The 14516-nt window shown below is 60.5% G+C and carries 14 protein-coding genes and 1 other RNA gene; 11 read left to right on the top strand and 4 right to left on the bottom strand.

Going from position 1 to position 14516, the window contains the following annotated elements; translation table 11 throughout:
* Positions 1-116 precede the first annotated feature (116 nt).
* Both QU606_RS11370 and QU606_RS11365 read left to right on the top strand, forming a co-directional pair.
* Positions 117-761: an MBL fold metallo-hydrolase gene (locus QU606_RS11370; protein ID WP_024073506.1), complete on the top strand. Its 645-nt coding sequence runs from the start codon at positions 117-119 to the stop codon at positions 759-761.
* A 245-nt stretch (positions 762-1006) separates the two neighbouring features.
* A complete protein-coding gene (locus QU606_RS11365; RefSeq protein WP_304998395.1) occupies positions 1007-1780 on the top strand; it encodes an OmpA family protein in 774 nt (257 codons plus the stop codon).
* Positions 1781-1843: 63 nt separating this feature from the next.
* Here QU606_RS11365 and QU606_RS11360 read toward each other — a convergent pair whose 3' ends face one another.
* The 4 genes from QU606_RS11360 to QU606_RS11345 all read right to left on the bottom strand — a co-directional run bounded on the left by QU606_RS11360 (position 1844) and on the right by QU606_RS11345 (position 5290).
* Positions 1844-2425 carry a BON domain-containing protein gene (locus tag QU606_RS11360; protein WP_102624400.1) on the bottom strand — a complete coding sequence of 194 codons (582 nt, stop codon included), beginning with the start codon at positions 2423-2425 and terminating at the stop codon, positions 1844-1846.
* The gene (locus QU606_RS11355) at positions 2422-3015 is read right to left on the bottom strand and encodes a phosphoheptose isomerase (RefSeq protein ID WP_024073509.1); all 594 of its coding nucleotides are present in this window, start codon (positions 3013-3015) and stop codon (positions 2422-2424) included. Before QU606_RS11355 ends, QU606_RS11360 begins: the two co-directional genes overlap by 4 nt.
* A gap of 92 nt (positions 3016-3107) precedes the next feature.
* Entirely contained in the window at positions 3108-3479 is a 372-nt protein-coding gene (locus tag QU606_RS11350; RefSeq protein WP_024073510.1) for a YraN family protein, read from the bottom strand.
* Entirely contained in the window at positions 3479-5290 is a 1812-nt protein-coding gene (locus QU606_RS11345) for a penicillin-binding protein activator (RefSeq protein WP_102624399.1), read from the bottom strand. The genes QU606_RS11350 and QU606_RS11345 overlap by 1 nt, the downstream gene beginning before the upstream one ends.
* A 175-nt stretch (positions 5291-5465) precedes the next feature.
* On the opposite strand from QU606_RS11345, the gene rsmI reads away from it, so the two are divergent.
* The 9 genes from rsmI (at position 5466) to mraY (ending at position 14515) form a co-directional block, all read left to right on the top strand.
* Entirely contained in the window at positions 5466-6371 is a 906-nt protein-coding gene (gene rsmI, locus QU606_RS11340; RefSeq protein ID WP_024073512.1) for a 16S rRNA (cytidine(1402)-2'-O)-methyltransferase, read from the top strand.
* A 96-nt stretch (positions 6372-6467) separates the two neighbouring features.
* An RNA gene (rnpB, locus tag QU606_RS11335) (RNase P RNA component class A) lies at positions 6468-6821 on the top strand.
* 354 nt (positions 6822-7175) lie between these two features.
* A complete protein-coding gene (gene mraZ, locus QU606_RS11330) occupies positions 7176-7631 on the top strand; it encodes a division/cell wall cluster transcriptional repressor MraZ (protein ID WP_003171868.1) in 456 nt (151 codons plus the stop codon).
* Positions 7628-8575 (top strand): 16S rRNA (cytosine(1402)-N(4))-methyltransferase RsmH, encoded by a 948-nt coding sequence (rsmH, locus tag QU606_RS11325; RefSeq protein WP_370531096.1) that lies wholly within the window; start codon positions 7628-7630, stop codon positions 8573-8575. Before mraZ ends, rsmH begins: the two co-directional genes overlap by 4 nt.
* The gene (gene ftsL / locus QU606_RS11320; protein ID WP_003171871.1) at positions 8572-8865 is read left to right on the top strand and encodes a cell division protein FtsL; all 294 of its coding nucleotides are present in this window, start codon (positions 8572-8574) and stop codon (positions 8863-8865) included. Before rsmH ends, ftsL begins: the two co-directional genes overlap by 4 nt.
* Positions 8865-10607: a penicillin-binding protein 2 gene (locus QU606_RS11315; protein WP_168232483.1), complete on the top strand. Its 1743-nt coding sequence runs from the start codon at positions 8865-8867 to the stop codon at positions 10605-10607. Before ftsL ends, QU606_RS11315 begins: the two co-directional genes overlap by 1 nt.
* Positions 10607-12070 carry a UDP-N-acetylmuramoyl-L-alanyl-D-glutamate--2,6-diaminopimelate ligase gene (locus tag QU606_RS11310; RefSeq protein WP_024073514.1) on the top strand — a complete coding sequence of 488 codons (1464 nt, stop codon included), beginning with the start codon at positions 10607-10609 and terminating at the stop codon, positions 12068-12070. The genes QU606_RS11315 and QU606_RS11310 overlap by 1 nt, the downstream gene beginning before the upstream one ends.
* Complete coding sequence (gene murF / locus QU606_RS11305; protein ID WP_168232438.1) at positions 12063-13433, top strand: UDP-N-acetylmuramoyl-tripeptide--D-alanyl-D-alanine ligase; 1371 nt, start codon at positions 12063-12065, stop codon at positions 13431-13433. Before QU606_RS11310 ends, murF begins: the two co-directional genes overlap by 8 nt.
* Positions 13433-14515, top strand: a complete 1083-nt coding sequence (mraY, locus tag QU606_RS11300; RefSeq protein ID WP_003171875.1) for a phospho-N-acetylmuramoyl-pentapeptide-transferase — start codon at positions 13433-13435, stop codon at positions 14513-14515. Before murF ends, mraY begins: the two co-directional genes overlap by 1 nt.
* Position 14516: the final 1 nt, after the last annotated feature.

The following is a 14516-nucleotide window of genomic DNA, read 5'->3' as shown; positions in this document are numbered from 1 at the left end:
GGCGGGCGAGCTTGCCCGCGTTGGGCTGCGAAGCGCACCCAGTCTGGTTTAATAGTGCAATTATTTTGGCGATGCTCGCCGGAAAACGATAATTCATTTGCACTGGAGGACCGCCCATGACCACCGCCAAGCCGACTCTCATCCGTGAAACCTTCCCCGTCGGCCCGTTGCAGTGCAACTGCACCATCATCGGTGACCCCATCACTAAAAAAGCCATCGTGGTCGACCCCGGTGGCAACCACGAATTGATCCTGGCGCGCCTCGATGCACTGGGCTTGAAGGTGGTGAGCATCATCCACACCCATGCCCATCTCGATCACTTCCTCGCCTCCGGCCAGTTGAAGGAGAAAACCGGTGCCACCCTGCACCTGCACAAGGATGATCAGTTTCTCTGGGACAACCTGGAAATGCAGTGCCAGATGTTCGGTGTGCCCTACACTCCGGTGCCTTCGCCAGACCAATGGCTGGTCGATGATGAAGCGTTGGCCTGCGGCTGTGGCGTGGCGCTGCACACGCCGGGGCACACACCCGGTTCGATGAGTTTCTGGTTTGCCGATGCCAAGCTCCTGATTGCTGGCGACACCTTGTTTCGACGCGGCGTAGGGCGAACGGATTTGTGGGGCGGCGACCAGGCGGCGATCGTGCGTTCGATCAAGCAGCGGCTCTATACGTTGGATGAGGGCGCGACGGTGGTAACCGGTCACGGCCCGGATACGCGGTTGGGGGATGAGATGCGTGAGAATCCCTTTGTGCGCGCGTAAAGGGGCAGGGGACGTCGGTAGTCCAGCTTTCGGCGCTGTGGTGTCTGGAGAATTGCTGTAGCAAAAACACAGGTCGCGTTCAGCCTGCTTCTGCTACGGTTTCTGTAGCGGTAATCCTGGCCAGTTTTTTGTTACAGCTCTGGATGCGGTTGCGGAATTTTTACCGTTTGTCGCGTTCCAAACTCGGCACAGGTCCATTGCCTATGTCCTCTGCACCACAGAATGCAAAAGTAGGAGCTTCCTTCATGTTCACTCCGCGTCGTCTGCTTGTTGTCGCTACCGCCGTAGCCCTGTTGTCTGGCTGCGCTTCACCTAATCCATATGACGGCAGCCAGGGACAGGCAAATAATGGAACGCAAGGCGGCATGAGTAAAACCGCCAAGTACGGCGGCCTTGGTGCCCTGGCCGGCGCACTGGCCGGTGCGGCCATCGACCATAACAACCGTGGCAAGGGCGCGCTGATCGGCGCGGTGGTTGCCGGTGCAGGTGCGGCTGGCTATGGCTACTATGCCGACCAGCAGGAAAAGAAACTGCGCGAAAGCATGGCCAATACCGGGGTTGAAGTTCAGCGCCAGGGCGACCAGATCAAGCTGATCATGCCGGGCAATATCACATTTGCCACCAACTCGGACGCGATCTCCAGCAGCTTCTACCAGCCGCTGAACAACCTGGCCAACTCCCTCAAGCAATTCAATCAGAACACCATCCAGATTGTCGGTTACACCGACAGTACCGGCAGCCGTCAGCTGAATATGGACCTGTCCCAGCGTCGCGCGCAGAGCGTGGCCAACTACCTGACCTCGCAAGGCGTCAACGGTGCCAACCTGAGCGCGCGCGGTGCCGGTCCGGATAATCCGATTGCCAGCAACGCCGACGTTAACGGCCGTGCGCAGAACCGTCGTGTCGAAGTGAACCTCGGTCCGATCCCTGGCCAGCAGTACGGCCAGCCTGCAGGCCAGCAACAAGCGCCCCAGCAGAACAATCAATTCCAGGGCAATCCGTACCAGCAGTACCAATAAACGCTGGCCGCTAAAAAGGGCGCTGTGCAGTCAATGCACAGCGCCCTTTCTATTGCGTTCAGATCAGTCGATGTATTCAAACACCTTCACAATTTTCTGCACGCCGGACACACCCTGTACCAGGTTGGCCGCGCGGGTCGCTTCCGCCTGGGTCAGCAAGCCCATCAGGTAAACGATACCGTTGTCGGTGACGACTTTGATGCGCGAGCCAGGAATCGCGTTATCGGTCAGCATCTGCGCCTTGATCTTGGTGGTCAGCAAGGCATCGTTGCTGATAGCCAGCAGGGTGATCGGGTCCATCACCTGCAATTCGTTGTGGACCTTCTTGACCCGTTGAACGGCCGAGGCCGCTTGTTCGGCCTGGGCTTTCAGGTCGGCGCGCGGTGTTTGCCCGGCAAGCAGTACCACGCCGTTGAAGCTGGTCACGACGATACGCGACGCGCCGTTGCCCAGGTCTGGCGCGGCCTTGGCGATGTTGACTTCGACCTTTGTTTCGATCAACGAGTCGTCGATCTTGCTGCCAAAGGTACGGGTGCCCTTGTCGTCCTGGATGGGGGTGTCACGTGTCGCAGTGATTGCCGTGCTGCACCCGCTGATGCTGAGGCATAGCGTGATGGCCAATAGGCTGAGGCGTTTAACGGTCATTCTTCACTCCCGAACAGTTGGCTGTCGATCAGATCGCACAGGCAGTGGATCGCCAGCAGATGGACTTCCTGAATACGTGCGGTGACAGTGGCCGGGACGCGAATCTCCACATCCTCGGGCAACAGCAGCGACGCCATGCCGCCGCCATCGCGTCCGGTCAATGCTACGACAATCATTTCACGATCATGTGCGGCCTGGATCGCCTGAATAATATTCGCCGAGTTGCCGCTGGTGGAAATCGCCAGCAACACATCACCCGGTTGGCCCAGGGCACGGATTTGCTTGGAGAAGATTTCGTTGTAGCTGTAGTCGTTGGCGATCGAGGTGATCGTCGACGAATCTGTGGTCAAGGCAATGGCCGGCAGGCTCGGCCGCTCGCGCTCGAAGCGGTTGAGCAGTTCGGACGAGAAGTGCTGGGCATCGCCGGCCGAACCGCCGTTGCCGCACGAAAGCATTTTGCCCTCGTTGAGCAAGGCGTTGACCATGACCTGACTGGCTTGCTCGATGTGCGGTGCAAGTACGTCCATCGCCTGTTGCTTGGTGTCGATGCTGGCCTGGAAAAGCTGGCGAATTCGGGATTGCATGTCCATCTGTGTGACCTTAAGTAGCGCGGCTGTTTGGCACAGGTATGTGCAGCCCGCAAAGCAAAGAGCAAAAGTGTGTGGTGAAAATGTCCGGCGAATCAGCTGTCGAAGGCGTCTTTGAGCCAGGTCAGATCAGCAAGGCCTGCCGGTGTGCTTTCCATGGCAACCACATCGAAACGGCAGGGGGAGTCAGACCAGCGGTGCTCCTTGAGTAGGAAGTACTGCGCGGCGAGTATCAGCTTCTGACGCTTGCGCCCGTCAATACTGGCGAGCGCGCCACCCCATTGTGCGTGTTTTCTGTAGCGGACTTCGACGAATACTACTGTATCGCCGTCAAGCATGACCAGATCAAGCTCGCCGCGTTTACACAACCAGTTCTGCGCCAGAAGGCGCAGACCCTGTTGTTGCAGGTATTTCAGAGCTTGAAGTTCGGCATCCTTGCCGCTTTTTGCGCTGGACCGCTCAGGCATCAGCGTGGAGTATCAGGCAGGCGCTGGACCTCGCCGCCAACGAATTTCGCCCATGGCATCTGGCGGTCGACGCGCTGGTTGGGGCTGATACCCAGGCTGCCCGAAAGGCCATCAACCCGTGTATCCGGCAGGGCCTTGAGCTGACCCAGGCGTGGCGCCAGGCGGTAGGCATCGACACCCATTGCATACAGGCGGCCGAGGCTGCCATTGGCTTGTGGCCATTGCGCGGCGACCTGGTTGCGCAGCGGGTCGGTGGTGTTGAGCAGCCAAGGGGTTTCGCAGAACATCACGTTGGTCATGTCCAGGTACTGGTTCTTGTCGCCGCTGGCACTGAATACGTGGGACGTGGCGTACACCGGTACATCACCGGCGTATTGGAAGTTAAGGGTCGGCTTGATCTGCTGGGCCAGTTGCGGGGTCACGGCCAGGAAGATGAACTCGATGTCCTGGCGACGCGAAGGTTGCGCGGCCACGTCGGTGCCGACGGTGCTTTGCAGGCTCTTGGCGCGGCCTTCGCTTTTGCGCAGTTGGAACAAGTCGGCGATCTGCTGTGCAAGGGCGACCGGCTGGTCGACGTACTCGACGCCTACGACGGTGCCGCCATTGGCTTCCCAATCCTGGCGGAAGGCTTTGTAGACGCGCTCGCCCCATTCGCCACGCGGCACCATGGCAGCGGCGCGGTGCAGGCCATCGGCACGGGCGCGACGTGAGACTTCGCGGGCTTCGTCTTCAGCGGCCAGGCCGAACTGGAACAGCTGGGCCGGGCTTTGATCGGTCTCGCTGTAGTTCAGTGCCAGGGTGGTGATCGGTAATTGCGGACGTGCGCTGAGCTGTTTGACCAGTGGTTTTTCCAGCGGACCGACGACCAGTTGCACGCCGGCAGCCTGGGCCTTGGCGTAGAAGTCGTCGAGGGAGGTCAGGCGCGAGCTGTCGTAGAACTCGATCACCGGCGGTCGCTGGCCGGCTTGCTCGGCCTGGTAATGCGCAGCCATGAAACCTTCACGCAGCGCCTTGCCGACGGACGCCAGCGGGCCTTCCTGTGGCAGCAGCAGGGCGATCTTGTTCAGGGGCTGGCTGGCGAGTTCCTTGAGCTTGGTCAGCGGGGTTGGCAGTTGCACGGCCGCCGGGTGCCCTGGGTTCTGCGCGCGCCAGGTGTCGATCGCCGCCTGTTGTTGCTCCAGGGTGCCAGCGCCCTTGACGGCCTGGGCCAGGGTGATCCAGCCGTCCATTGTCGGGTTGCCGCTGGCTTGCAGTTGCTCGGCCGGGAGTGCGGCAATCAACGTCCAGATGGCTTCGTGGTTGCTCTTGGCGGCATCACCGCTGAGCAATGGCGCCATGGCCACACGCTCGCGAGCCGCGGCCAGGGTCTGGCCATCGGCTTCATAGGCGCGAGCGTGCACGGTGCCGGTGCGGATCTGCTGCTCGGGCGGCAGGTCCTTCAGGCTTTGCAGGCTAGGGTGGTTCAGGGCGGTCAACGCAGCCTTGGGCTGGTTGCGCGTCATCGCCAGTTCGGCGGCCAGGGTGCTGGCAAAGATTTGTGCGGCGGGTTTGAGAACATCCAGCGGCACCTGCGCAAGGATCTGCGACGAGCGGCCGGGGTTGTTCTGGCGGTAGGCCATGTCAGCCGCACTCAGGCGCAGCAAGGCCGCCTTTTCTGGCGTCTTGGCGGTGGTCGCCTGTTCGAGCAGTTGCTCGATACTGGCATCCGGGGTCCGTGGAAGGTCGCCAAGGCTGGACGAGGGCGAGCTGGCGCAAGCGGCCAACAAGGCAGCGAGGCAAAGGGCGGAGAGCAGCCGCAGGCAAGCGATCATGTAAGTGTCCTGATACCGATCAAATTAGCGTGGAATTGTACCCAAGCACTGGCCCAGGCGCGATGTTACTGGCGTGAAACTGTCGATTTAGGTCGTGTAAATGTTGCGATTGGCTGTGCACGGCTGAAAAGGCATCGGCTTCGATGGCATATTTTCAAGGCGTCTACGCGCTACAATGTGGCTTTTGCCAACCATCGAGGTGTGCGTTTTGACTGCTCCAGGTCCTTTGAATTCCACTGCAGGCTCGCTTTTTGTCGTGGCGACGCCCATTGGCAACCTGGACGATATCAGTGCGCGGGCGCTGAAAGTGTTGCGCGACGTTAAATTGATCGCAGCGGAAGACACCCGGCACTCCCAGCGTCTGATGCAGCATTTTGGTATCAGCACGCCATTGGCTGCGTGCCATGAGCATAACGAGCGCGAAGAAGGCAGTCGTTTTATCACGCGCCTGCTGGCAGGTGATGACGTGGCGCTGATCTCCGATGCCGGTACCCCGCTGATCTCTGATCCGGGTTATCACCTGGTTCGCCAGGCGCGTGCTGCGGGTATCAATGTAGTGCCTGTTCCGGGCGCATGCGCGCTGATCGCCGCTTTATCGGCAGCGGGATTGCCCTCCGATCGTTTTATTTTCGAGGGCTTCCTGCCGGCCAAGGCGGTCGGGCGTCGTGCTCGGCTCCAAGCGTTAAAGGAAGAGCCGCGTACATTGATCTTCTATGAGGCTCCCCACCGTATTCTGGAATGCCTGCAGGATATGGAGCTGGTGTTCGGTGGTGAACGCCTTGCACTGTTGGCGCGGGAGATTACCAAGACCTTCGAGACCCTCAAGGGTCTGCCGCTGGAAGCGTTGCGCGCGTTTGTCGAGGGTGACAGCAATCAGCAACGAGGCGAATGCGTGGTGCTGGTGGCGGGCTGGAGTGCGCCAGAGTCCGAAGACGCGGTGGGCAGCGAAGCCATGCGCATCCTTGATCTGTTACTCAAGGAAATGCCCCTTAAGCGCGCGGCAGCCCTGGCGGCGGAAATTACCGGGGTGCGCAAGAATGTGTTGTATCAAGTTGCGCTGGATAAACAGAAAACCGAATAGTTCCGGGGGTAAGCCGGTATTTCGTCTGAAGGTGATGGCACTGCTATGCTTTTAGTACTTGTCCTAAGTCCCTCGTGCCGTTAACCTGCGCGGCGGAGAGTCGATTGGACAGTCGCTGCCTTCTATGAAAATTAGGAGGGGGAGGAAAGTCCGGGCTCCATAGGGCGAAGTGCCAGGTAATGCCTGGGAGGCGTGAGCCTACGGAAAGTGCCACAGAAAATAACCGCCTAAGCACTTCGGTGCCGGTAAGGGTGAAAAGGTGCGGTAAGAGCGCACCGCACGACTGGCAACAGTTCGTGGCTAGGTAAACCCCACTTGGAGCAAGACCAAATAGGGTCCCAAGGCGTGGCCCGCGCTGGGACCGGGTAGGTTGCTAAAGATGTCCAGTGATGGCCATCGTAGACGAATGACTGTTCAAGACAGAACCCGGCTTATAGATCGACTCTCCACCTTTTTCCTTCTGTCCGAATCTCGGGCAGAAAACCGGTAGTAACGCAAGAATCCCTCCCTGCTGAATCATTGGCAGATGCATCTTCGTAATACCAAAAAAATCTTACTCTTAATAAATTACATTAACTATGAGCCATAGCTCTTTGAGCTATTTGTGCTTGTTGGGCCCAAAACATCGCCGAACTCTGGTTTCTCCTCCCTTTACGCTCCTAAATCTCCGTTCTGTAAGGCTTTTCCTTGAATCCGCGCCTTGACGGTGTGGTGGCCGCATTCCTATAGTGTGCGCAAGTGGCGGAAAGTGGCACAAAGTGGGTTTTTTGAACGTAAAACGCTAAAATTTGGAGAAACGCATCTGTGTTTCGCGGAGCTAACGCTATCAGTCTCGATGCAAAAGGCCGTCTCGCCATGCCGAGCCGGTATCGTGACGAGCTCATTTCGCGAAGTTCCGGGCAGTTGATTATCACCATCGATGCTGTTGACCCTTGTTTGTGTGTTTACCCGCTCGATGAGTGGGAGTTGATTGAAACCAAGTTGCGCGCTTTGCCTTCATTGCGTGAAGAGAACCGCCGCCTGCAGCGTTTGCTGATTGGTAATGCCGTCGACCTCGAGCTCGATGGCAGCGGTCGTTTCCTGGTGCCTCCGCGTCTGCGCGAGTACGCCAAGCTGGATAAGCGCGCAATGCTGGTGGGCCAACTGAACAAGTTCCAATTGTGGGACGAAGATGCCTGGGACGCTGTTTCTGCAGCGGACCTGGCTGCTATTCAACAACCGGGCGCCATGCCTGATGAACTGCGTGATTTGATCCTGTGACTATTGATAGCGGCTTTAACCACATCACCGTACTGCTTGACGAAGCCGTTGAGGCTCTCGCCGTACGCGCGGATGGCTGCTATTTGGATGGCACCTTCGGCAGAGGCGGGCACAGCCGGTTGATACTCAGCCAGCTCGGGCCCGACGGCAAGCTCCTCGGATTCGATAAAGACCCCCAAGCGATTGCCACCGGGCAAGCGCTAGCGGCCGAAGACGGCCGCTTTGTCGTTGTGCAGCGCAGCTTTGCCGAGCTGGGCGCGGAAGTTGCCGAGCGCGGCATGGCGGGCAAGGTGGCCGGGGTTTTGCTCGACCTGGGCGTGTCTTCGCCGCAGCTCGATGATCCGGAGCGCGGCTTCAGCTTCATGAACGACGGCCCGCTCGACATGCGCATGGACCCGACCCGTGGTGTCAGTGCTGCCCAGTTCATCGCCACCGCGCCAGTGGAAGAAATCGCCCGCGTGTTCAAGAAATACGGTGAAGAGCGCTTCGCCGGGCGCATGGCCCGTGCCGTGGTCGAGCGTCGGGAAATCCAGCCGTTCGAGCGCACCGCCGACCTGGCCGAAGTGCTGAAAGTCGCCAATCCTGCCTGGGAAAAGGGCAAGAACCCGGCTACCCGCGCATTCCAGGGCCTGCGTATTCACGTCAACAACGAATTGGGCGATCTGGAAGCCGGCCTCGAAGCCGCGCTGGAAGCCTTGGAAGTGGGTGGTCGCCTGGTGGTGATCAGCTTCCACTCCCTGGAAGACCGTATCGTCAAACTGTTCATGCGCCGCCTGGTCAAGGGCGAGTCCGACAACCTGCCGCGCAACCTGCCGGTGCGTTTCGAAGCCTTCGTGCCAAAAATCAAAATCCATGGCAAAGCGCAGTTCGCTTCCGAAGCCGAACTCAAGGCCAACCCACGTTCCCGTAGCGCTGTCATGCGTGTCGCGGAGAAGTTGCGGTGAGCAAGCTTTTCGCCAAGCCCCTTCCGGGCGGCAGCTTTTTTATGCTGCTGCTGTTTATCGGCGTGCTGGTGTCCGCGATTGCGGTGTCCTACAGCGCCCACTGGAATCGTCAACTGCTCAACACCCTGTACGGGGAATTGAGTGTGCGTGATAAGGCGCAGGCGGAGTGGGGACGGCTGATTCTGGAGCAGAGCACCTGGACGGCCCACAGCCGTATTGAAGTGCTGGCGACCGAACAGCTGAAAATGCACATCCCAGGCGCGGCCGAAGTTCGCATGGTGGCGCCATGATGAAGCTCGAAGGTGCACTTTACCCGTGGCGCTTCCGTCTGGTGCTGGGCTTGTTGGCTCTGATGGTCGGCGCGATCGCCTGGCGCATCATCGACCTGCAAGTGGTTGACCGCGACTTCCTGATTGGCCAGGGCGATGCCCGCAGCCTGCGGCATATTCCGATTCCTGCGCACCGTGGCCTGATCACTGACCGTAACGGCGAACCACTGGCTGTCAGTACCCCGGTGACTACCCTGTGGGCCAACGCCAAGGAACTGCAGGTGGCCAAGGACAAATGGCCGCAACTCGCCGCCGCCCTGGGCCAGGACCCGAAGGCCTTGGCCGAGCGCCTGGAAGCCCAGGCCAATAAAGAGTTCATCTACCTGGTGCGCGGCCTGACCCCCGAGCAGGGCCAGCAGGTGCTCGACCTTAAAGTCCCCGGTGTCTACGGCATCGAGGAATTCCGTCGTTTCTATCCGGCCGGTGAAACCACCGCCCATATGGTGGGTTTTACCGACATCGATGACCATGGCCGCGAAGGTGTGGAACTGGCCTACGATGAATGGCTGGCCGGGGTCCCCGGCAAACGACAGGTCATCAAGGATCGGCGCGGCAGACTGATCAAGGATGTCCAGGTCACCAAAAACGCCAAGGCCGGTAAGCCCTTGGCGTTGTCGATTGACCTGCGCCTGCAATACCTGGCCAACCGCGAGTTGCGCAACGCGATCATCGAGAACGGCGCCAAGGCCGGCAGCCTGGTGATCATGGACGTGAAGACCGGCGAGATCCTCGCCATGGTCAACCAGCCGACCTACAACCCGAACAACCGTCGCAACCTGCAACCGGCGATGATGCGCAATCGTGCAATGATCGACGTGTTCGAGCCAGGTTCGACCATGAAAGCCATCTCCATGAGTGCTGCCCTGGAAACCGGCCGCTGGAAGCCCAGCGACAAGGTCGAGGTGTATCCAGGCACCCTGCAGTTGGGCAAATACACCATTCGTGACGTGTCCCGTACCGAAGGGCCGGTGCTGGATTTGACAGGTATCCTGATCAACTCCAGTAACGTGGGCATGAGTAAGGTGGCCTTCGATATTGGTGGCGAAACCATCTACCACCTGGCGCAAAAAATCGGCCTGGGCCAACCCACCGGCCTCGACTTCCCGGGTGAGCGCGTCGGCAACCTGCCGAACTATCGTGACTGGAAAAAAGCCGAGACGGCTACGCTTTCCTACGGCTACGGCCTGTCCGTCACCGCCATCCAACTGGCCCACGCCTTCTCGGTGCTGGCCAACAATGGCCGCATGGTGCCGCTGAGCCTGATCCACGTTGACGAAGCGCCGAAAGCCACCCAGGTGATCCCGGAAAACGTCGCCAAGACCATGCAAGGCATGCTGCAACAAGTGATCGAAGCGCCGCGCGGTGTCTTCCGCGCCCAGGTGCCGGCGTATCACGTGGCAGGCAAGTCCGGTACGGCACGTAAGACGTCGGTGGGTACCAAGGGTTACGCCGAGAACTCCTACCGCTCGTTGTTCGCCGGCTTCGGCCCGATGAGCGACCCGCGCTACGCCATCGTGGTTGTGATCGATGAACCAAGCAAAGCCGGTTACTTCGGTGGCCTGGTATCGGCGCCGGTGTTCAGCAAAGTGATGTCGGGCACCCTGCGCCTGATGAACATCACGCCGGATAACCTGCCGCCGACCCAACAAGCGAACGCCGGACCACCGGCCGCTGCTGCCAAAGCCAATGGAGGGCGCGGCTGATGTCCTTGAGCCTGAACAAGATTTTTGCCCACGCCGGTCGCGATCTGCTGATTCGCGAGTTGAGCCTGGACAGCCGCAACGTACGCGCCGGGGACCTGTTCCTCGCGGTGCCGGGCGGCAAGTACGATGGCCGTGCGCATATCGCCGATGCCTTGCAACGCGGTGCGGCGGCCGTGGCCTATGAAGTGGAAGGCGCGACCGTGCTGCCGATCACTGACGTGCCGTTGATTCCGGTCAAGGGCCTGGCCGCGCAGCTGTCGGACATCGCCGGGCGCTTCTATGGTGACCCGAGCCGCCACTTGAACCTGATTGGCGTGACCGGTACCAACGGCAAGACCAGCGTGACCCAATTGGTCGCCCAGGCCCTCGACCTGTTGGGCCAGCATTGCGGCATCGTCGGCACCCTCGGCACGGGCTTCTATGGCGCGCTGCAAAGCGGCCTGCACACCACGCCAAACCCGATTGCCGTGCAAGCGACGCTGGCTGACCTGAAAAAGGCCGGGGCCAAGGCGGTCGCCATGGAAGTCTCGTCCCACGGCCTGCATCAGGGGCGTGTGACGGCCCTGGCCTTTGATGTGGCAGTGATGACCAACCTGTCCCGCGATCACCTGGACTACCACGGCACCATGGAGGCCTACGCCGCCGAGAAGGCCAGGCTGTTTGCTTGGAATGACCTCAAGTGCCGGGTGGTCAACCTGGACGATGCCTTTGGCCGCCGACTGGCTGCCGAGGACCACGAAGCTCGCCTGATCAGCTACAGCCTGGAAGACGCCAGCGCGTATCTGTATTGCCGCGAAGCCCAGTTCAATGACGAAGGCGTGCGTGCCACGCTGGTGACGCCACAAGGCGAACACCATTTGCGCAGCACCTTGCTCGGGCGCTTCAACCTGAGCAATCTCCTCGCCGCTGTCGGCGCATTGCTTGGCCTGGATTACGCCCTGGATGAAATCCTGCGCGTGCTGCCGAAGCTGGAAGGCCCCGCTGGGCGCATGCAGCGTCTGGGTGGGGGCACGCAACCGCTGGTGGTGGTCGATTACGCTCACACCCCGGATGCGCTGGAAAAGGTCCTGCTGGCCCTGCGCCCCCACGCCAAGGGCAAGTTGCTCTGCCTGTTTGGCTGTGGCGGTGACCGTGACCGTGGCAAACGCCCGTTGATGGCTGAAATCGTCGAGCGTCTGGCCGATGGTGTGCTCGTCACCGACGACAATCCGCGCAGTGAAGACCCGAGCCAGATTTTCGCTGACATCCGCGCAGGCTTCCAGGACGTGTCCAAGGTTGCCTTCGTCGCCGGTCGTGGCGCGGCCATTGCCCAATTGATCGCCAGCGCCAGCGCTGACGACGTGGTGGTCCTGGCCGGTAAAGGCCACGAGGATTACCAGGAAATCAACGGCCAACGCCATGCCTTCTCCGATCTGGTCGAGGCTGATCACGCCTTGACTGCCTGGGAGGTCGCCCATGCTTAAAGCCATGAAGTTCAGCGAACTGACCCAGCCCCTGTCGGGCCGTGTGCTGTCCGGTGATTGCAGTTTCAATGGTGTCAGCATCGACAGCCGCGCAATCAAGCCGGGCCAATTGTTCGTCGCCCTGGCCGGGCCGCGTTTCGACGGTCACGACTACCTGAATGAAGTCGCCGCCAAAGGCGCCGTCGGTGCTTTGGTGCAGCGCGAAGTGGCGGATTCGACCTTGCCGCAATTGCTGGTGGCCGATACACGCCTGGCCCTGGGCCAGCTCGGGGCGCTGAACCGTGCTGCCTTCGATAAACCCGTGGCCGCCATCACCGGTTCCAGCGGCAAGACCACGGTCAAGGAGCTGCTCGCCGGTGTCCTGCGTACGCGCGGGCCGGTGCTCGCTACACGTGGCAACCTGAACAATGATTTCGGCGCACCGTTGACCCTGCTCGAACTGGCCCCGGAACACACGGCGGCGGTGATCGAACTGGGCGCTTCGCGCATCGGCGAAATCGCCTACACCGTGGCGCTGACCAAACCCCACGTCGCGATCATCAACAACGCCGGGACTGCCCATGTGGGCGAGTTCGGCGGCCCGGAGAAAATCGTCGAGGCCAAGGGGGAAATCCTCGAAGGCCTGGATGCCTCGGGCACCGCTGTATTGAATCTGGACGACAAGGCCTTCGAGACCTGGCGTGTACGTGCCGCCGGTCGCAAGGTCCTGACGTTTGCCGTGCTGAACGCCACGGCCGATTTCCATGCATCCGACATCACCGTCGATGCCCGTGGCTGCCCGTCCTTTACCTTGCACACTCCGCAAGGGCGTGAGCATGTGCAGTTGAATCTGCTGGGCAACCACAACGTCGCCAACGCCTTGGCTGCCGCCGCTGCTGCTTACGCCCTGGGCGTTTCGCTGTTCGGTATCGCCACCGGCCTGGGCGCGGTACAGCCGGTCAAGGGCCGCACGGTGGCGCAACTGGTGACCAACGGCATGCGCGTGATCGATGACACCTATAACGCCAACCAGTCCTCGGTCTGCGCCGCCATTGACCTGCTCAAGGGCTTCGACGGGCGCAAGGTGCTGGTGCTGGGCGACATCGCCGAACTGGGCGATTGGGCCGAACAGTCCCATCGCGAAGTCGGTGTCTACGCCAGCGATAAAGTCGACGCCCTCTACGCCGTTGGCCCGCACATGGCTCACGCCGTCGCGGCCTTCGGCCCTGGCGCGCGGCATTTCGCGACCCAGGCCGAGTTGATCCAGGCGCTGGGCGTGGCTGAACACGACAAACACACAACCATTTTGATCAAGGGATCGCGCAGCGCGGTGATGGAAAACGTCGTCGCGGCCTTGTGTGGCTCAAGTACGGAGAAACATTAATGCTGCTGCTGCTGGCTGAGTATCTGCAACAGTTCCACAAAGGCTTCGCGGTCTTTCAGTACCTGACCCTGCGCGGGATCCTGGGTGTGCTGACTGCGCTGTCTTTGTCGCTGTTCCTGGGGCCGTGGATGATCCGCACCCTGCAGAACCTGCAAATTGGTCAATCGGTTCGTAATGACGGCCCGCAGTCGCACCTGTCCAAATCTGGCACCCCGACCATGGGCGGTGCATTGATCCTGTCGTCCATCGGCATCAGCACCTTGCTCTGGGCTGACCTGCACAACCGCTACGTGTGGGTGGTGTTGCTGGTGACCCTGTTGTTCGGCGCTATCGGCTGGGTCGATGACTACCGCAAAGTCATCGAGAAAAACTCCAAAGGGCTGCCAAGCCGCTGGAAGTATTTCTGGCAGTCGGTGTTCGGCCTTGCCGCTGCGATCTTCCTCTACACCACCGCGCCAAGCGCCGTGGAAACCACCTTGATCATCCCGATGCTCAAGGACGCCAGCATTCCACTGGGCATTGGCTTTGTCGTACTGACGTACTTCGTCATCGTCGGCTCCAGCAACGCGGTGAACCTGACCGACGGCCTCGATGGCCTGGCGATCATGCCGACGGTGATGGTCGGCGGTGCGCTCGGCATCTTCTGCTACCTGTCGGGTAACGTGAAATTCGCCGAATACCTGCTGATCCCCTATGTGCCGGGTGCCGGTGAACTGATTGTGTTCTGCGGCGCATTGATTGGTGCGGGCCTGGGCTTCCTGTGGTTCAACACCTATCCCGCACAAGTCTTCATGGGTGACGTTGGCGCATTGGCGCTGGGCGCGGCCCTGGGCACCATCGCGGTGATCGTTCGCCAGGAAATCGTGCTGTTCATCATGGGCGGTGTGTTCGTAATGGAAACCCTGTCGGTGGTCATCCAGGTGGCCTCCTTCAAATTGACCGGGCGCCGCGTGTTCCGCATGGCGCCGATTCACCACCACTTTGAACTCAAGGGCTGGCCTGAGCCGCGCGTGATTGTCCGTTTCTGGATCATCACCGTGATTCTGGTCCTGGTCGGCCTTGCCACCCTGAAACTGAGGTAGA

The organism is Pseudomonas sp. OVF7 (assembly GCF_030644265.1).
Classification (GTDB): domain Bacteria; phylum Pseudomonadota; class Gammaproteobacteria; order Pseudomonadales; family Pseudomonadaceae; genus Aquipseudomonas; species Aquipseudomonas gorinensis.
The sequence above is the reverse complement of the archived record's forward strand: the minus strand, read 5'-3'. Positions and strand labels throughout refer to the sequence as shown.